The 18578-nt window shown below is 51.3% G+C and carries 21 protein-coding genes; 11 read left to right on the plus strand and 10 right to left on the minus strand.

The window, feature by feature from the left end; all coding sequences use genetic code 11:
• Window positions 1–66: 66 nt before the first annotated feature.
• The gene (locus tag J9260_RS05275; protein WP_210219989.1) at window positions 67–870 is read left to right on the plus strand and encodes a DUF4424 family protein; all 804 of its coding nucleotides are present in this window, start codon (window positions 67–69) and stop codon (window positions 868–870) included.
• Between the two features lie 10 nt (window positions 871–880).
• On the opposite strand, the gene J9260_RS05280 is transcribed toward J9260_RS05275, so the two are convergent.
• Genes J9260_RS05280 through J9260_RS05300 form a run of 5 tightly spaced genes read right to left on the minus strand, consistent with a single transcriptional unit; the run spans window position 881 to window position 7764 of the window.
• A complete protein-coding gene (locus J9260_RS05280) occupies window positions 881–2254 on the minus strand; it encodes a sensor histidine kinase (protein ID WP_210219990.1) in 1374 nt (457 codons plus the stop codon).
• 6 nt (window positions 2255–2260) lie between these two features.
• Window positions 2261–2941 carry a winged helix-turn-helix domain-containing protein gene (locus J9260_RS05285; RefSeq protein ID WP_210219991.1) on the minus strand — a complete coding sequence of 227 codons (681 nt, stop codon included), beginning with the start codon at window positions 2939–2941 and terminating at the stop codon, window positions 2261–2263.
• Between the two features lie 16 nt (window positions 2942–2957).
• A complete protein-coding gene (locus J9260_RS05290; RefSeq protein WP_210219992.1) occupies window positions 2958–6050 on the minus strand; it encodes an efflux RND transporter permease subunit in 3093 nt (1030 codons plus the stop codon).
• On the minus strand, window positions 6047–7129 hold the full coding sequence (locus tag J9260_RS05295; RefSeq protein WP_210219993.1) for an efflux RND transporter periplasmic adaptor subunit: 1083 nt from the start codon (window positions 7127–7129) through the stop codon (window positions 6047–6049). Before J9260_RS05295 ends, J9260_RS05290 begins: the two co-directional genes overlap by 4 nt.
• The gene (locus J9260_RS05300) at window positions 7126–7764 is read right to left on the minus strand and encodes a TetR/AcrR family transcriptional regulator (protein WP_210219994.1); all 639 of its coding nucleotides are present in this window, start codon (window positions 7762–7764) and stop codon (window positions 7126–7128) included. The genes J9260_RS05295 and J9260_RS05300 overlap by 4 nt, the downstream gene beginning before the upstream one ends.
• Before the next feature lie 164 nt (window positions 7765–7928).
• Here J9260_RS05300 and pyrG point away from each other — a divergent pair, with 164 nt between their 5' ends.
• From pyrG to J9260_RS05350, 10 genes are all read left to right on the plus strand, one after another.
• Entirely contained in the window at window positions 7929–9575 is a 1647-nt protein-coding gene (gene pyrG, locus J9260_RS05305; protein ID WP_210219995.1) for a CTP synthase, read from the plus strand.
• Complete coding sequence (kdsA, locus tag J9260_RS05310; RefSeq protein WP_210219996.1) at window positions 9572–10405, plus strand: 3-deoxy-8-phosphooctulonate synthase; 834 nt, start codon at window positions 9572–9574, stop codon at window positions 10403–10405. Before pyrG ends, kdsA begins: the two co-directional genes overlap by 4 nt.
• 20 nt (window positions 10406–10425) lie before the next feature.
• Window positions 10426–11706, plus strand: a complete 1281-nt coding sequence (gene eno / locus J9260_RS05315) for a phosphopyruvate hydratase (RefSeq protein WP_210219997.1) — start codon at window positions 10426–10428, stop codon at window positions 11704–11706.
• A 79-nt stretch (window positions 11707–11785) separates the two neighbouring features.
• A complete protein-coding gene (locus J9260_RS05320; RefSeq protein WP_246499644.1) occupies window positions 11786–12121 on the plus strand; it encodes an FtsB family cell division protein in 336 nt (111 codons plus the stop codon).
• The gene (gene ispD / locus J9260_RS05325; protein WP_210219999.1) at window positions 12111–12842 is read left to right on the plus strand and encodes a 2-C-methyl-D-erythritol 4-phosphate cytidylyltransferase; all 732 of its coding nucleotides are present in this window, start codon (window positions 12111–12113) and stop codon (window positions 12840–12842) included. Before J9260_RS05320 ends, ispD begins: the two co-directional genes overlap by 11 nt.
• Window positions 12835–13188 carry an arsenate reductase (glutaredoxin) gene (gene arsC / locus J9260_RS05330; protein ID WP_210220000.1) on the plus strand — a complete coding sequence of 118 codons (354 nt, stop codon included), beginning with the start codon at window positions 12835–12837 and terminating at the stop codon, window positions 13186–13188. The genes ispD and arsC overlap by 8 nt, the downstream gene beginning before the upstream one ends.
• On the plus strand, window positions 13185–13772 hold the full coding sequence (wrbA, locus tag J9260_RS05335) for an NAD(P)H:quinone oxidoreductase (protein WP_210220001.1): 588 nt from the start codon (window positions 13185–13187) through the stop codon (window positions 13770–13772). Before arsC ends, wrbA begins: the two co-directional genes overlap by 4 nt.
• On the plus strand, window positions 13769–14116 hold the full coding sequence (locus tag J9260_RS05340) for a DUF2069 domain-containing protein (RefSeq protein WP_210220002.1): 348 nt from the start codon (window positions 13769–13771) through the stop codon (window positions 14114–14116). The genes wrbA and J9260_RS05340 overlap by 4 nt, the downstream gene beginning before the upstream one ends.
• Window positions 14116–14595, plus strand: a complete 480-nt coding sequence (gene ispF, locus J9260_RS05345) for a 2-C-methyl-D-erythritol 2,4-cyclodiphosphate synthase (RefSeq protein ID WP_210220721.1) — start codon at window positions 14116–14118, stop codon at window positions 14593–14595. Before J9260_RS05340 ends, ispF begins: the two co-directional genes overlap by 1 nt.
• Entirely contained in the window at window positions 14588–14881 is a 294-nt protein-coding gene (locus tag J9260_RS05350; protein ID WP_210220003.1) for a 4a-hydroxytetrahydrobiopterin dehydratase, read from the plus strand. Before ispF ends, J9260_RS05350 begins: the two co-directional genes overlap by 8 nt.
• Window positions 14882–14885: 4 nt before the next feature.
• Here the strand turns inward: J9260_RS05350 and J9260_RS05355 are convergent, their stop codons facing one another.
• Genes J9260_RS05355 through J9260_RS05375 form a run of 5 tightly spaced genes read right to left on the minus strand, consistent with a single transcriptional unit; the run spans window position 14886 to window position 18577 of the window.
• On the minus strand, window positions 14886–15593 hold the full coding sequence (locus tag J9260_RS05355) for a DUF6006 family protein (RefSeq protein WP_210220004.1): 708 nt from the start codon (window positions 15591–15593) through the stop codon (window positions 14886–14888).
• Window positions 15594–15616: 23 nt separating this feature from the next.
• Entirely contained in the window at window positions 15617–16111 is a 495-nt protein-coding gene (locus J9260_RS05360; protein ID WP_210220005.1) for a hypothetical protein, read from the minus strand.
• Window positions 16112–16134: 23 nt separating this feature from the next.
• Window positions 16135–16629 carry a hypothetical protein gene (locus tag J9260_RS05365; protein ID WP_210220006.1) on the minus strand — a complete coding sequence of 165 codons (495 nt, stop codon included), beginning with the start codon at window positions 16627–16629 and terminating at the stop codon, window positions 16135–16137.
• Window positions 16630–16640: 11 nt separating this feature from the next.
• A complete protein-coding gene (locus J9260_RS05370) occupies window positions 16641–17126 on the minus strand; it encodes a hypothetical protein (protein ID WP_210220007.1) in 486 nt (161 codons plus the stop codon).
• Between the two features lie 23 nt (window positions 17127–17149).
• A complete protein-coding gene (locus J9260_RS05375) occupies window positions 17150–18577 on the minus strand; it encodes an OmpA family protein (RefSeq protein WP_210220008.1) in 1428 nt (475 codons plus the stop codon).
• Window position 18578 lies beyond the last annotated feature (1 nt).

Raw genomic sequence — 18578 nt, forward strand, 5'->3', positions numbered from 1 at the left:
GACAATAGGTAAGTGTTAGCGTGCTATGATTCAGTTAGCTTTAATAAAAACCGTGAGGGAAATCGTATGAACGTGTTAAGTCGATGGAGTATGGGGTTCGCCCTGAGCCTGTTCGTGGTCGGTAATGTTGCCGCTAATGATTCCGTTGCATCATTAGGTGCTGGCGGTATCGTGATTGGCAAAACCGATGTGATTGCGATGGAGCAAGAGGATTTATTTGTCAGTACCGATAAAATCCGCGTGTCTTACGTGTTCCGCAACACCAGTGATAAAGCGGTGGAAACACGGGTGGCGCTCCCCGTGCCAGAGTTTCCTGAAAACCCTGATATGGATTTGGGGCTAGACACGCATTCCACTAATCCGATGGGTTTTTCTGTGAAAGTGGAAGGCAAGACCAAAAAGTTTGAGACGGAAGTGAAGAAAAAAGAGGGCAATGTAAAAATTACCCATCACTGGATGCAAACCTTCCCCGCGAATCAAACCCTGAAAGTCACCCATGAATACAAGCCCGCGATAGGCGGAGAGGCGATGTTGTGGTTCCAAGAGGAAGAACGCGCCAATAAAATCAAACGTTACTGCATCGAGCCGGATTTAGTGCGCTGGATCGACAAAAACAACGTCCCGGACAAAGGTAAAATTGTTTCTCCTCGATACATTGATTACATCCTCACCACTGGCGCGAACTGGAAAGGCTCTATCGGTAAATTCCGCCTCACAGTGCAAAAGAATAACCCGAATGAAAAGCTCAGTGTGTGCGGCACGGGCTGGAAAAAGCGCGATGCTAAGACGTTTGTGCTGGAAAAAACCAACTTTACTCCGGCACAGGATTTAGCCGTGATGTTATTGAGCAGTTATACGTTTGATCAGTAGTGCTGAAAACTCACCCCACCCGCTTAAACCGCAACCCCGCCCGTAAACCGGGGTGATTATCCGCCAAGTGCATTTGCGCTCCGTGTAAATCGGCGACTGCTTTCACAAGGCTTAACCCCAAACCATTGCCCGGTGTGCTGCGGGCATTATCGAGTCGGGTGAAACGTTGCAATACCGCGTCGTGCTGATCAGCGGGGATGCCGGGGCCATTGTCGGCGACGCACACTTCGATGTTGTCGCCGACCCGTTGCGCACTCAAGCTAATCGTGCCAGCAGCGGGGGTGTATTTCACCGCATTGTCGAGCAAATTGGTGATGGCTTGCGCCAGTAATTGACGGTTGCCATGCGTTGTTAAGCCCGCGCTGGCGGTGTGCTGGAGTGTCAGGTTTTGTTCTTCGGCAACCGCGCTGTAAAGGTCAGCCAATTCCGCCGTGAGTTCGGAAAGATCAACACTAGACCAATCGTCGCGCTGCACCCCTGATTCGATTTGTGCAATGCTCAATAGCGCGTTGAAAGTACGGATTAATTCATCGACCTCCTGAATCGTGTCCTGAATCAGCAACGGGTAATTGGTGTTGGTTTCAGGCTCATACTGGCTGGCTTCGAGCCGGTTGCGAATGCGGTTTAACGGGTTGCGTAAATCGTGTGCTAGATTATCAGTGACTTCACGCATTCCTTGCATCAGGTGTTGAATACGCTCCAGCATGGCGTTTAATACGTGGCTGAGGCGGTCAAATTCATCTTCACGGCGGGTAACGGGAATGCGCTGTGCAAGGTTGCCGCTGACGATTTCATTGGCGGTTTTACCAATCGCATTCATGCGGTGCAACACGTTATGCCCCATGAAACTACCACCGATAATCGCCAGCGCGAAAATCAAACCACTGGCACTTAATACCGTGATTAATAAGCGATTGAGTAAAGCGTGTTGTTCCCGGAGATCAATCGCCACCAGCAATTGATAGCCACCGGGCAGCAAGGTTAATAGCAAACGGGTAGGCTGCTTTTGCTGCAAATTGCCGGTAATCGTCCCCAGCGGCAAAGTCGCAAACGCTTGGGTGTAATCGTTATTCAGGCGGTCAAATTCAATATCGCGGGTTAAATCCTGCTGCTGGCGATGCACCAGTTTGGAAACCAGATAGCGCGAATCATCATCACCGTTTTTGACATGAATAATCTGGATTAAACCCTCGACAGCAGCGATGCGGTAACTGCGCAATAACGCATTGGTTTCAAGCTGTAAACGGGTATCGGTTTGCTCACGGATTTGTGATTCCGCCATCCAATAAATAACCCCCAACGCACCCGCAGAAACCGCGCTAAACAGCAGCGCGTAAACCAGTGACATGCGAAAAATGGTGGTGCGAAACAGTTTTTGAATCATACCGGTTTACACGCTGGGGTCGTGCAATAAATAGCCCGCACCACGAATCGTGTGCAACAGCGGCACGTCAAAATCCTTATCCACTTTACTGCGCAAGCGGCTGACGTGAACATCAATCACATTGGTTTGCGGGTCGAAATGGTAGTCCCAGACTTTTTCCAGCAACATGGTGCGGGTCACGACTTGTCCCGCGTGGCGCATGAAATATTCGAGTAAATTGAATTCACGTGGTTGCAAGCTAATCACCGTGCCAGCGCGGGTAACGCGGCGTTTCAGCAAGTCCATTTCCAAGTCACGGACTTTCAGCAGGGTTTGCTCTTGCTGTGGTTGCACCCGTCGCAATAAGGCTTGTAACCGCGCCAGTAATTCGCTGAAGGCATAGGGTTTTACCAAATAATCATCGCCGCCCGCACGTAAACCGTCGACACGATTATCCACTTCGCCCAGCGCACTTAAAATCAGCACCGGGGTTTGCATTCCGGTTGAGCGCAAATGCTGAATCAATGACAAACCATCGCGTTTCGGTAACATCCGATCCACGATCAGCGCGTCGTAATTCCCGGTGAGCGCGAGGTGCAAACCGTCCTCGCCATTAGCCGCGTGATCCACGACATAACCCGCTTCCACTAAGCCTTTTTGGATAAAACTGGCAGTTTGGCGGTCATCTTCAACGATTAGTATGTTCATAGCCTAGCAGCATAAACTACTGCACGGATTTTGGAAGTGACAGATTGTTAATGTGCGCCTTGCGAAACCACACCGTATAAAGTGCCGGTAAAAATAACAAGGTCAACACCGTTGCCACCAGCAAACCGCCCATAATCGCTACCGCCATTGGCCCGAAAAATACGCTTTTTGACAAGGGAATCATCGCTAAAATTGCTGCCAACGCGGTGAGCATAATCGGACGAAACCGCCGCACCGCCGCTTCCACTACTGCGTCATTGAAGGTTTGACCGTCGCTCAAATTGCGCTCGATTTGATCCACTAAAATGACCGAATTGCGCATAATCATCCCCGACAAGGCAATCGTTCCCAGCATGGCGACGAACCCAAACGGGCGATCAAACAGCAATAAAAACAGCACAACCCCAATCAGGCCAAACGGCGCGGTTAATACCACCATAATGACACGCTGAAAACTCTGCAATTGAATCATCAACAGCGTCAGCACCACCACAATAAACAGCGGAAAACCTGCACCGATGGATTCATTACCTTTCGCGCTTTCTTCCACCGCGCCGCCGGTTTCTAAGCGATAACCCAAAGGTAATTGTTCGCGCAGGGTTTGCAACTGTGCTTCTACTTCGGCGGTAACGGTTGGGGCTTGGATTTTGCCGTAAATATCGCCGCGTACCGTGATGGTTCTTACCCGGTTGCGATGCCATAGCACCCCGTCTTCCTGCACATACTCAATCTTGCTCAATTGCGATAACGGCACGGTTTTGCCGCTGGAAGTGGTGACATTTAACCCTGCTAGTTGCGACAGTGCATTGCGCTCCTCTTCCGCCCCGCGTAATAGAATCGGAATGGTTTGATCTTGCTCACGAAACTCACCAATTGCTGTGCCTTGCAAGGTGCTTTGCAGCAATTGCGCCAGCGTGGTTTGCGTCACACCAAGGCTAATCGCTTTAGCGGTGTCGATTTGCAGGCGAATCGCTTTGCTGCGCTCGTTCCAGTCCAGATGTACATTGACTAAATGCGGGTTGGCTCGCATGATTTGTGCGACTTTTTCACCCCATTCGCGCAATTGCCACAAATCATCACCCGACACCCGAAACTGCACCGGATAACCTACCGGCGGGCCATTTTCCAAACGAATCACCCGCCCACGCGCATGGGTGAATTGCCCGCTTTGATCCAACAAAGTGATTAACTTTTCCCGTAAGGTTTCACGATCTTCAATGCTGTTGGTAGTAATCACCAATTGCGCAAAACTGGGGTTGGGTAATTGCTGATCCAGCGGTAAATAAAAGCGCGGCGAACCATTACCCACATACGCTACGAAATTGGCAATGTGCGCTTGTTGGGTGTTTAAGTAAGTTTCGAGGCGGGTGACTTCGGTTTGGGTGGCGGCTAATGAGGAGCCTTCCGGCAATTTCAAATCAACAATCAATTCCAAACGGGTGGCATTGGGGAAGAATTGCTTTTGCACAAACTGAAACAAAAACAACGACCCGGCAAACATTAATACCGTCAGTAAAATTACCGTCAGCGGGTAGTTAACGCATCGCTGGATCAACTGCCGGAAATGCCGCAAAAACGTCTCACCCCACTGATGCAGGCGGGAAGGTTTGGGGGCGTGCGTGTGAGTGACTTTCAGCAACTTAAACCCCAAATACGGAATCACTACCACCGCTGCAAACCACGAAATCACTAACGCAATCGTGACCACCTGAAAAATCGAGCGGGTAAATTCCCCCACCGACGATTGCGCGGTAGCAATCGGTAAAAATCCCGCAGCCGTCACCAATGTGCCGGTAAGCATCGGAATCGCGGTAGTGCTGTAAGCAAAGCTGGCGGCTTTTACCCGATCCCAGCCTTCTTCCATTTTTACCGCCATCATTTCGACCGCGATAATCGCATCATCCACCAGCAAACCCAGTGCCAGAATCAGTGACCCCAAGGAGATTTTGTGCAAGCCGATCCCGAATAAGTGCATCGCAAAAAATGTACCTGCCAACACCAGCGGAATCGACAGCGCGACCACGGTTCCGGCACGCATCCCAAGGCTGATAAAGCTTACCGCCAACACAATAATGACCGCTTCCAACACCACTTGCAGGAATTCGCCAATGGAACGTTTTACCGCAACCGGCTGATCATTAACGCGCTGCAAACTCATGCCGACGGGGAGTTGGCTTTCTATGCGCACCAAGGCTTCGTCCAGCGATTTACCCAGCGCGATAATGTCGCCACCTTTACGCATGGATACGCCCAAACCTAAAGCAGGTTGCCCCTGAAACCGGAACGTCGAATACGCCGGGTCTTCAAATCCGCGTTTTACCTGCGCCGCTTCGCTCAGGCGCAAGGTGCGTCCGCCGACATTAATCGGTAACGCACGAATATCATCAAGGTTGTTAAACACACCTTCAGGGCGTACATAAATCCGGTCGCTGGCGGTGTTATACGCACCCACGGCGGCAATCGCGTTTTGCCCCTGCAAGCTGTCAATCACTTGCTGAATACTGAAACCCAGCGTGGCTAATTTGCTGTTGGATAGCTCAATGTAAACGCGCTCGTGTTGTTCGCCGATGCTTAATATTTTTGCCACATCGGTGACGCGCAGCAATTCCTTACGGATGTTATCTGCCGCATCCCGCAATTGCGCAAAGTCGAAACCATCGCCGGTCAGTGCGAAAATATTGCCGTAAGTTTCGCCGAATTCGTCGTTAAAAAATGGCCCTTGCACCCCTTGCGGTAAGGTGTGCTCCATATCCGTCACCCGTTTGCGAATATCGTAAAACATTCCCGCCATTGCTTCAGACGGCGCATTGTCTTTGGCAATCACGAAAATATTGGCTTCGCCGGGGCGTGAAAAACTGCGCACAATGTCAACGTATTGGGTTTCCATCAGCACTTTTTCAATGCGTTCGGTGACTTGCGACTCCAATGCTTGTGCGGTTGCCCCCGGCCAATAGGCTTGAATCAGCATCACTTTAAAGGTAAACGGCGGGTCTTCGGATTGCCCCAGTTTGACGTAACCAAAAATCCCTAAACCCAAGGTGAGAAGCATCAGGTACAGCACGAAGTTACGGTGGCGCAATGCCCATGCGGATAAGTTGAAGCTGTTCATGGGCTGGCCTTGCCATCGTAGGGGATGGGATTAATGGTTTGCCCTGTGCTTAATTGGTGTACGCCAGCGGCAATTACCTGCATACCCTTGCTTAGGCCGCTAACGGTAATGCCATTTTCTTGGTAAGCCATTACCTCAACAGCTTGGGTTTTTACCTGATGATTAGCGTCTACCACCCACACTGCCGGTTGCTTCGCTTCTTGGAATAACGCCGAGGCGGGCAACCAATGTGCATTATCTGCGTGTGTTTGCGGTAAACGCACGTCAGCCGTCACCCCTAACGCTACATTTTCCGGTGGATTCAGTAAGCTGATTTTGACTAAAAAGCTGCGAGTAGCATCCACCGCCGGAGCAATTTCACGCACTTTACCTTGAAATACCTGCGCAGGTTGCGCCCATAAACTCACCGAAACCAATGTGCCGACGCTCAGGTTTTTAGCGGTGTTTTCCCCCAGACGAATCTGCACTTCGCGCTCACCTTCGTAAGCCAGATGCAATACTGCTTGACCCGCTGCCACGACTTGCCCGGTTTCTACCATAGCGGCGGTAATGACCCCGGCTTGATCGGCGTGTAATTCGGTGTATCCGGCTTGATTTTGTGCCAAATCCAATTGCACTTGCGCCGCACTAAGGTTGGCTTTAGCGGCATTGAGGCGATTATTGTAAGTATCCAGCGCGGCCTTGCTGATAAAGTTTTTTTCAAATAAGGCGCGGTTGCGTTCCCACTCGCCTTTGGCAGTATCGACTTCGGAACGCGCCGCTTGCACGCTGGCAAGTGCTGCTTGGCGATTCAATTGCAAGTCGGTGGTGTCAAGGCTGGCGAGTAATTGACCTTGTGTTACTTTTTCACCAATATCCACGTGGCGTTGGGTTAGTTTACCTGCTACCCGAAAGGCTAAATCGGCTTCCACTTGCGCTTTGATTTCGCCGGAATAACTTAAGGTGGAGGTGGTGTTTTGATCATTGACTTCCCACACTTGTGCGGGGCGAATCGGTGCGGACGGGGTTTCTGATTGCTGACAGGCGGTTAATGCCAACAGTAAACCGCCAGCCAGCCAGCGTAATCCAACAGGTGTCATAAAGCCTCCGGTAGCAATGCCCCACGCCATAAGGCTTGTAAGGCAGTATCGAGCATGAATAAATAATCATCGGTGCAAGCGCACAACAAAGCACGTTCTTTCATCAAGGCTTTCAGCGGGGTAGGGCGCAGCAATTGCCATAAACCTAAAATCAGCGCGTAACTTTGCAGCATTAACGCTTGGGTAACATTGGGGAAATGCCGCTGTAACGCTGCGACTGCCAAATCAAGGCGTTGGTAAGTGCGTGCTTCAAACGCATAACCCACTTCCAAGGGAATGTGCCGTTCCATCATGCCGTGGCACAATGCCGCCAACGGTAAAAATGCAGGGGTATCCAGCAAAAACTGGTGATTAAGCTCCAGCATGTCGTCCATTAACATGGGGTTTTGGTGTTGGGCGCGGGCAATGACCCGATTGAAAAATTCGCTGACATGACGTTCGTGAATCGCCAGAAACAGCTCTTCTTTACTGCGGAAATACAAATATACCGTGCCTTTAGCCAGCCCCGCAGCGGTGGCAATCTCCGCCATATTTGCCATACGTTCGGGTTGGGCAAGCCAGAGTTTGACAGCGGCATCAAGGATCGCCTCACGGCGTAATTCCTTATCTTCGGGATTGGTGGCGCGGTTTTGCATATAAATGACTGTTGGTCAGTTGTTTATAAGGATTGTAAGTGACTGTCAGTCAGTTGTCCACGGTGTTATGCCATGATCATTCTATCGCGGGATACCGGATGGCGACTTTCTGTGATAAAGTCCGCCCGCATAATGTGACACACACAGGTGCGTAATTTTCGGCTATGGCACGATATATCTTTATCACTGGCGGCGTGGTTTCCTCTTTGGGGAAAGGCATTGCCGCAGCGTCGTTAGGCGCAATTCTTGAAGCGCGTGGTCTTAAAGTCACGATGATGAAGCTTGACCCTTACATCAACGTTGACCCCGGTACGATGAGCCCTTTCCAGCATGGCGAAGTATTCGTCACTGAAGATGGTGCGGAAACCGACCTCGATTTAGGACACTACGAGCGTTTCGTTGGTTTTAAAGCCAGTAAACTCAATAACTTCACGACCGGACGCATTTACCAAACCGTCATCGGCAAAGAACGCCGTGGCGAATATTTGGGTGCAACGGTGCAGGTCATTCCGCACATTACCGACGAAATCAAGCGGTCGGTACGCGCTGGTGCAGGTGATGCGGACATTGCAATGGTGGAAGTCGGCGGCACAGTCGGCGATATTGAAGCCATGCCATTCATGGAAGCCATCCGGCAAATGGCGGTGGAAGAGGGCAAAAACAATGCGTTGTTTGTCCACTTGACGCTATTGCCTTATGTTGCCGCTGCGGGTGAGCTGAAAACCAAACCGACCCAACACTCGGTGAAGGAATTACGTTCTATCGGGATCCAGCCGGATATTTTGCTGTGCCGCAGTGAACGCCCGTTGCCGGAAAATGAACGCCGCAAGATTTCCCTGTTCACCAATGTGGAAGAACGGGCGGTCATTTCCGCGCTGGATGTCGACAATATTTACAAAATCCCATTGTGGCTGCACGCGCAAAAACTCGACCGCATCGTTGCGGAAAAGTTTGGTTTGCACGATTTGCCGGAAGCTGATTTAAGCGACTGGAAGAACGTAGTCAGCGCGATGGAATTCCCCGAAGCGGAAATTACCGTGGCAATGGTGGGTAAGTACGTCGATTTAACCGAATCGTACAAATCGTTGAACGAAGCCCTGACTCACGCCGGTATCCAAACCCATACCAAAGTGAAAATCCGTTACATTGACTCCGAAAAGCTCGAAGCAGAAGATGAGTTGCACATCTTGGCGGATGTGGATGCGATTTTAGTACCCGGCGGTTTCGGTAAGCGCGGCGTTGAAGGCAAGATTCGTGCGGTTCAATACGCCCGTGAAAACAAAGTGCCTTACCTTGGCATTTGCTTAGGGATGCAGGTTGCGGTCATTGAGTTTGCCCGCCATTGCGCAGGTTTGGATGCCGCACACAGCACGGAATTCGCACACGATACCCCGAACCCGGTGATTGGTTTGATTACCGAATGGCAGGCGGAAGACGGCACGATTGAACGCCGTTCCCAAGACTCAGATCTGGGCGGAACCATGCGTTTAGGCGGGCAACCCTGCGTATTGCAGGCCGGTTCCTTAGCGCGGGCAACCTATGGTGCGGAGCAAATTGTCGAGCGTCACCGTCACCGTTACGAATTTAACAACCATTACCGTGATGCTTTGAGCCAAAGTGGTTTGATTTTGTCCGGCACATCCATCGACGGTAACTTGGTGGAAATGGTTGAGCTGAAAGATCATCCTTGGTTCTTGGCGTGCCAGTTCCATCCTGAATTTACCTCGCGTCCACGCCAAGGGCATCCGTTGTTTAGCGGGTTCGTGCGTGCCGGACGCGATTTCCACGAAAACAAAGGTAAGCGTGCATGAAACTGTGTGGATTTGAGGTTGGTCTTGAGCAGCCGTTTTTCCTGATTTGCGGGCCGTGTGCGATTGAAACTGAACAGTTGGCACTGGAAACCGCGAGTAAACTGAAAGAAATCACCACCCGCTTGGGGATTCCGTTCATTTACAAATCGTCTTTTGACAAGGCTAACCGTTCCTCACATAACAGTGCCCGTGGCGTTGGTTTGGAAGCCGGATTGCGCATTCTGGAAAAAGTGAAAAACGATATTGGCGTGCCGATTTTGACCGATGTGCATGAAGATACCCCGTTGGATGAAGTCGCCAGCGTGGTGGATGTGCTGCAAACGCCTGCGTTTTTGTGCCGTCAAACCAATTTTATCCAGAACGTAGCGCGTACCGGTAAGCCGGTGAATATTAAAAAAGGGCAGTTCCTCGCGCCGTGGGATATGGGCAATGTGGTTGAAAAAGCCCGTGCTACCGGCAACCAGCAAATCATGGTGTGCGAACGCGGTTATGCTTTTGGTTACAATAATTTAGTGTCTGATATGCGCAGTTTAGCGATTATGCGCGATACCCAGTGTCCGGTGGTGTTTGATGCCACCCATTCGGTGCAATTACCGGGCGGGCAGGGCAGTTGTTCCGGTGGGCAACGTGAGCATGTGCCGGTGTTGGCGCGTGCCGCAGTCGCTGTAGGCATTGCAGGCTTGTTTATGGAATCGCATCCTGATCCCGCGAATGCATTAAGCGATGGGCCAAACTCGTGGCCAATGGATCGGATGGAAGCATTGTTGGAGACTTTGGTCGCGCTGGATCGCGTGGTCAAGGCACAAAAATTGCTAGAGAATACTTTATAGTTTTATTGGGAAGTTGAATCATGTCTGAAATCAAAGCCGTAAAAGCCCGTGAAATCGTAGATTCACGTGGCAACCCGACCGTTGAAGCGGATGTTATCTTGGCAAGCGGCGCAATGGGGCGTGCAGCAGTGCCATCCGGTGCATCCACTGGTTCGCGTGAAGCGATTGAATTGCGCGATGGCGGTGCACGTTATTTGGGCAAAGGCGTGCAAACTGCCGTTGCTAATGTCAATGGCGAAATCGCTAAAGCCATTGCAGGCATGGATGTTACTGATCAAGGTGGTATTGACCGCACCATGATTGCACTGGATGGCACTGACAATAAAGCCCGTTTGGGTGCAAATGCGCTGCTGGCAGTTTCAATGGCTACGGCACACGCGGCTGCTAACGAACAAGGCTTGCCGTTGTATCAATACCTCGGTAAAGCGGATTCCTACAAACTGCCGGTGCCAATGATGAATATCATCAACGGTGGCGCACACGCTGACAACAGTGTGGATATGCAGGAATTCATGATTTTGCCAGTGACTGCACCGAGCATGGCAGAAGCGATTCGTTACGGCGCGGAAGTGTTCCACAGCCTCAAATCCGTGCTGAAAAAGCGTGGTTTGAACACCGCAGTGGGTGACGAAGGTGGTTTTGCCCCGGATTTGTCTTCTAACGAACAAGCGATTGAAGTCATTCTGGAAGCGATTGATAAGACCGGTTTCAAAGTGGGTCAAGACATCTGGTTGGGTCTGGACGTTGCCAGTTCTGAGTTCTACAAAGACGGCAAGTATGTGCTGGAATCCGAAGGCAAGAGCTTCAGTGCAGAACAGTTCACGGCTTACCTCGAAAATTGGGTTAACCAATACCCGATTCTGACTATCGAAGATGCGATGGCGGAAGGTGACTGGGCAGGTTGGGCGCATTTGACTAAAGTACTGGGCAACCGGGTGCAGTTGGTGGGCGATGACTTGTTTGTAACCAATACCAAAATCCTGCAAGAAGGGATCGACAAGGGTATTGCGAATTCCATCCTGATCAAAGTTAACCAAATCGGCACTTTAACTGAAACGCTGGAAGCGATTGGTATGGCGCATAAAGCGGGTTACACCGCTGTGGTTTCACACCGTTCGGGCGAAACCGAAGACGCGACCATTGCAGATTTGGCGGTAGCAACCAATGCTTGCCAGATCAAGACCGGTTCATTGTCGCGCTCTGACCGGATTGCGAAATACAACCAATTGCTGCGTATTGCAGAACAGTTGGGTAGCAACGGCATTTACGCCGGAAAATCAGCCTTCAAGCAACTTGCCTGATACACGGCAAGCAACTTTTGCTATCCTCTAGGGCGGACTTGTTTCCGCCCTATTTTTTGCTGAAATACCTATTATGACGATGACACGCACACTCTTGTTGATTTTGAGTTTGTTGCTTTTCGGGCTGTTTGTGCGCCTTTGGGTTGGCGCGGGCAGTTACCCCGATATTTGGCGATGGGAAGCGCAAATCGACAAGCAAAATACCGAAAATGATGAGCAAGCTGAAATTAACCGCAAGTTACAAGCGGATATTGTCGGTTTGACCAAAGACACCAGTACTATCGAAGGCCACGCCCGCAGCGAATTGGGGATGGTTAAACGTGGCGAAACCTTTTATCAGGTGATCCTGAAATCAGACGCGCAATCACCTTCGCCATTACCGCCACCAATCCCGGAAAAACCGCATGTTGAATGATGTGGTGTGGGTGGTGATTCCGGCTGCTGGAGTGGGGGCGCGAATGCAGGCTGATCGCCCCAAACAGTATTTACCGTTGGCAGGCCGCAGCGTTATTGAACATGCCTTGGCGTGCTTTACCGGACACCCCAGCCTAGCGGGAGTGGTGGTGGCGATTACCGATGGCGACCCGTATTGGGCGGAACTCACTGCGACTTCGCTCAGTGGGCAGGGTGCTGTTCATACCGCTCCTGGCGGGCGTGAACGTGCTGATTCGGTATTAAACGCGCTGGATTATTTGGTTGATACTTTGCAAGTGACAGCGGATGCGTGGGTTTTGGTGCATGATGCGGCGCGTCCGTGTTTGCAGCGTGCGGATTTGGAACGCCTGCTGGCGGTGCGTGAACAATGTGTTGATGCCGGTGCGCTGTTAGCCGTACCGGTGCGTGATACCATGAAACGTGCCCAGCCACACAGTTTGCGGGTGGCACGTACCGAAGACCGCGACGGTTTATGGCACGCACTTACCCCACAAATGGCACGTTTAGGCGTATTACGCACTGCCTTAGCGACGGCGTTGGCGCAAGGTGCAACCATTACCGACGAAGCTTCGGCCTTGGAGTGGGCAGGTTTACAACCGTTACTGGTCGAAGGCGATGCCCGCAATATCAAAATCACCCGCCCCGCTGATCTGGCGTTGGCTGAGTTTTTCTTGACCTTCAGGAGTGCAATGCATGAGTGATGCGGTAACGCTTTACCACAATCCCCGTTGTTCTAAATCGCGTCAGGCATTGGCGTTATTGGAGCAGGAAGGCATTGTGCCGCAAGTGGTGAAATACCTCGAAACCCCACCGGATGAAGCAGCTTTGACGGATTTATTGGCATTGCTGAAATTAGAACCGCGTGAGTTAATGCGCCAAGGTGAAGAAGAATACACCGCGTTAAACCTTGCTGATGAAACCTTGAGCCGCGAACAATTGATTGCGGCAATGGTGGCAAACCCGCGTTTGATTGAGCGTCCGATCGTGTTGGCAAATGGCAAAGCTGTGATTGGTCGTCCCCCTGAAAAAGTGCTGGATATTCTATGAAAAACGTTTTGATTTTGTATTACAGCCGTCACGGTGCAACCGTTGGTATGGCGCAACATGTTGCACGTGGCGTTGAAAGCGTGGCGGGCTGCGAAGCGGTATTGCGCACTGTCCCGGAAATTTCGGAAGTCTGTGAAGCTGTGGCAGACAGTGTTCCGGCGCAGGGCGCACCTTACGTGAGTTTGGATGACCTGAAAGCGTGCGACGCGCTGGCGTTGGGCAGTCCGGGGCGGTTTGGCAATATGGCAGCTCCGTTGAAATATTTTCTGGAAAAGACCAGTAGCCTGTGGCTCTCAGGTTCGTTAGTGGGCAAACCAGCGGGTGTGTTTACCTCTACTTCCAGTTTGCACGGTGGGCAGGAAAGCACCTTGCTGTCGATGATGTTGCCGCTGTTACATCACGGGATGTTGATTACAGGGCTGCCTTATGCCGAGGCCGATTTAATCAGTACCCAAAGCGGCGGCACACCTTATGGCCCGACCCACGTTTCCGGCAGTGATAGCGCACGCCCGTTGACCGATGAAGAAAAGCGGTTGTGCTTTGCTCTGGGTAAACGCTTGGCACAATTGGCGCACAAACTATGAATAGACTCGCACTGTGGCGTAATTTGACCTTGGTGGGTTTGCTGGGATTGATGGGTTTAATCGTGGTGTGGAACCTCTGGTTAGCCAGCGTGCAACACGTGCCGCTATGGTTGGAAATCGGCGTGTTGTTATTGCCCCTAGCGTTATTGGTGCGTGGCATTATCGCAGGTGTGGCGCAAACCCATGTGTATGCGGTGCTGGTGTCGTTACTGTATTTTATGTTGGGTATTTGGGTGGTGCTTGACCCGCAAGAGCGGGTGTACGGTTACGCGCTGTTGGTGTTTAGCACGTGTTTGTACGCGGGTGCGTTTATGGCGGCAAAAATACTGGGTAAGCGGGCATGATGCGTATCGGTCACGGTTACGATGTTCATGCGTTTACGGCGGGTGATCATGTGGTGTTGGGTGGTGTGAAAATTGCGCACACGCACGCTTTTAAGGCGCATTCGGACGGTGATGTCTTGCTGCACGCGATTTGTGACGCGCTGTTGGGGGCGTTGGCGTTGGGTGATATTGGGCAACATTTCCCCGATACCGCTGCCGACTATGCCAATATCGACAGCCGTATTTTATTGCGCCATGTGTACGGTTTGGTGAAAGCACGGGGTTATGTGATTGGTAATCTCGACAGCACAATTGTGGCGCAAGCTCCGAAAATGGCTCCGCACATTGTGGCGATGCGCGAATCCATTGCAGCAGATTTAGAATGTGCTATTGATCAAATCAGCGTCAAAGCCACCACCACGGAAAAACTCGGTTTCGCAGGGCGCAAAGAAGGCATTGCCGCTCATGCAGTTGTTTTATTAGGAGTATCGCATGTTTGAAAAGTTAACTGAGGATGCACTCGCTGCGGCGTTGGAAGCTTTGCCGGGTTGGGTATTGCGCGAAAACAAGTTGCATCGGGTGTTAACGTTTGTGGACTTCGTGGAAGCATTCGGCTTTATGACGCAAGTGGCTTTGGTTGCTGAGCGTATGAATCACCACCCGGAGTGGTGCAACGTTTATAAAACCGTTGCCATCAGTCTCACCACCCACGATGCGGATGGCTTGACCGATAAAGATATTGAGCTGGCGCAGGCGATTAACCGACTGGCTGGGTATCCGGTGTAGGCGTTTACCGTGGCACTTCGTGACGTATTATCCTATGTGTATTGCTGTTACGGCATTGGGCGATAATATCACTCCGGGCTGCATTTTCTGCATCAAGCCATGCCGGATTTCCCTTGGATTTCATACACCAAGTTTGATGGGCGGTGTGATTGTCTTGCCAGCGAGCATCCGGTTGAATAGCACAAAACAGACGTTGTGCATTTTGGTACTGTTGAACAGCGTGGGAGGCATAATCGTTACAGCGTTCATGTAGCGGTTTATCACCTTTCCAGCATTCTAGGTCATAACGCACGTTATAAGTGCCAGCACGCCAAACACTATGACCTTGAGCAATTTCTTTAGCGGGGATAAAACTCAACTCCCAGTTGTTGGGTTGTTCCCCTAGGTAGCGGATAAAAAAGGTATTGCCGCCATTGCCCGTGCCGCGACTTTCGAGGGGAACCCAAGGCCCCCCATTATCGCTAAAGCTGCCTATGCTCACTGCATAAGCTGCTTGTGAACAATTTCTCCCAAAAGTGTCGCATGTGGTTTCGTAGCGAGTTTCCACTCGCCACTGCATTTTGGCAGGGCGACCATCAATTTTGCAGTTCATCTCTCCATTGATCCAACTCGGAAGGTTGACTGGGCTGGCATAACTGGCACTGGATACTACCAGTAGCGTTCCCAATAGTGTGGCGTGAATTGCAAAGCCTGTTATGGTCTTGATGGTCATGGGGCAACTCCTCGTGCGCGTGTTTACTGACTGATGCAACGGGTTAAGCCATCAGTACGGGCTTTAGCTTCGCTGGTTAACCATTCGGGCTTGGCTTTCATGCACCAATCGTAATGACCACGGTGATTATCCATCCAACGGCCTGTGGGTTGAGTTGCAAGGCTGAAACCACAGCCTAGCTGTTTGTTACGGTTAAATTGTCTCACTGCTTGCTCCGCATAAGTTTCGCATTGAGTAGCTTTTACCTGACAAGGGCGCATATCGGCATCACGCGCCGCTGATTCAGAAACCAATGCAGCCGATGACGTGCTTAAGCACCAGCCGTAGTGATTATTATAGTTGGATTGCCAACGGGCGTTACTGTTCGCAAAGCCGCAACCTAAGCGAGTAGCAAGGTTGTTGTCACCAACGGCATCTTTGGCGTAAATCTCGCAAGTCGCTGCGTTATTGGCATAAGCGGGAAATGCTATCATGCAGCAGATGGTGAGTAGGGTGGTTGCGCTTAGGTTGATTTTCATGATGAGTCTCCTAGGTTGGGGCGTTACAGGGTTGGGATGCTAATGTTTTGGTAACGGACGGTTTGCGTGTGTTGCTCACCCACACTGTCAGACAAGAATTTGTAAGGCAAGCCATCTGCCTTGCCAATGTACAGCTTGGCTGTACCCGAACCCATGTCTTTCATGTCGCTGTGATAACTCAATACAGTCATTTCCACGCCATCAACGTTTTCTGCCTCGTCTTCCTTGCAGTTTGATAATTGGATGGTGCCATCCTTCATCATGCCGATGGTGATTTTCTCGGCGGTGTCCATGTCCATTGGGGCTTTTTGCCATTTACCATCTGTTGCCATGAAAAATTGCCCATCGACTTTCATGGCTTCCAGTTTCATGCCGTCAACTTCTATCACGGAATGCCATGTGGGTTGGGCTATTTTGGTTTCACTGGCTTTGACAATGGGTTCGCAGGCGGCATCCAGTGCAAAGGCTGGCGATAAGGCGAACAAGTTCAGGGCGATAACAAGTCCAGGGTGTTTCATCTTTCGTTTCCTCATGGTAATTGGCTGTGGGCTTGGCGGAGCAGTGTTTCGAGCTTTTGCAGGCCATCTTCAAGGTATTCACCCCCCATTTTGCTGATGCTCAAGACCCGCTGACCTTCGCGCATAGAAACCTTGTCGATTTCACGCCCTCGCCGGAAGCTGTTGGCTTCGTCACCCAAATTGGCAATGCTGTTTTTGCCTGCAAACAACGTTTTGAAACCTTGCTTGGCGGCATCGACATCGTGGTAGTCGATCAACATCAGCCGTACAGAGAATCGTGCATTTTCGTAGTCACACATTTCCGGGGTGTTAGTGGTGGCAGTTACTGTCTGACCGAAAGTGGCCTGAATATCGGCGGCACTGATCAATGTGCAAAGTGAAGGGGCTTTGCTGGCAGTGCTGGTGACGGGAGCGGGTTTGTCGGTGGCTTGTTTTTCACCACAAGCTGCCAGCAGTGCGCAAGCACAGAGTAAAAATACTAAACGACGCTGTTTCATGGTTTGCTCCTTGTGTTTAACAGTTATTGTTTCCTGAGTTCCACCCGCCGGTTACGGGCGCGGCCTTCAAGGGTATCATTGGTGTCACGCGGACTGGCTTCGCCATAGCCTTGGGTACTCAAACGGCTATCCGCAATTTTGAAGCGTTCCACCAAAGCAGTTTTCACCGCCACCGCACGTTGGTTGGAAAGGTCAAGGTTAAAACTGTCGCTGGCAATGCTATCCGTATGCCCACCGATGGCGAGTTTCCAGTCGGGGTGTTTGTTGAGCAGGTCGGCGATAGTGGTTAGGGTTTCATCCGATTCCGGGCGTAATGTGGCACTGTTGAAGCTGAAAAAGATGTCATAGATGTCGACTTTATCGCCTTTTTGCAGGGCTTTTTCCAGTTCGGCGGCTTTGTTGCCACTTCCTGCGCCATTGCCGCCAGCACCTTGACCAAGGCTCAGGCTACCCGCGCCGTTGCTCATTGAACCCGTACCTGTGCCACCGCCACTATTGCCAGTACCCGCGTCCATACCGCTGCCACTGTTCGCGCCGCCGCCACCTGTAGGGAAAGGTTCGGTATCAGTATCAAATTCGCCAGATATTTCCAGTGGTTTGCCCGTATTGGTCGCTATCGGCAAATCATCGCTGTTGTGGCAGTCAAACGTAATCTGTGTCACCTGCAAACTATCCCGTTCTGACGGTGCGGGCGATGTTGCGGCGATTTCTTCCAGCATTTTGGTCATCACCGGGTCGTCGGCAAACTTGGCTCTCAAGGCTTCATCCGCGCCAAAACCTAAACGAAATTTCAGTATTAGCGGGTTGTGTGGGTCATCCAGCACAAAAAACTCGGCTTTTTCCTCACCAAACAAACCCTTGATGTGTAATGCAGGCAATTCCACCGGTTTGCCATTCAACAATACCGGAAATGGGACAGGGGTTTTCTCGGGCAATTCCAGCGCATACACCGAAGGCGCAAACCACCAGCGATAGGGCGAGTCAGGGTCAAGCACATTTTCCGGGGTTGTACTGAAGTTGAGCGTGGTAACGATGGAAACGTCTGCTTTACCCGTGGTTTTCAGGCGTGTGTAGTTGTCGTCGGTCAGGCTGATGGCGGTGCTATTCGGCACGGTTTCTGGCAGAATCGGACTGAAAATTGCTAGGTAGTAAGGGGCTTTTTGCTGGTCTGCGTGCAGGATACGGCGGGTGACGTTGGTGGCAACCAATTCCGGTGGCTTGTCGCTGAAGGGGTCATCGACCTCGTGTTCGCTGGAGTAATGCAGGGTAACGCCGCTGTCATCGACACTGGTAATGCGCTTGATGGATTCATAGTCGCCGCTGCTTTGGTTGATGGCAGTGACAATGTGCAAACCGGGGCATAGCGGAATGGTCGGTGTGGTGGCTGCAACACTGACATTGCTGGCGATGAGCAACAGCGGGAACGTAAGCACAATAGGGTGGGTATTCATG

Source organism: Thiothrix unzii (assembly GCF_017901175.1).
GTDB classification, from domain to species: Bacteria; Pseudomonadota; Gammaproteobacteria; order Thiotrichales; family Thiotrichaceae; genus Thiothrix; species Thiothrix unzii.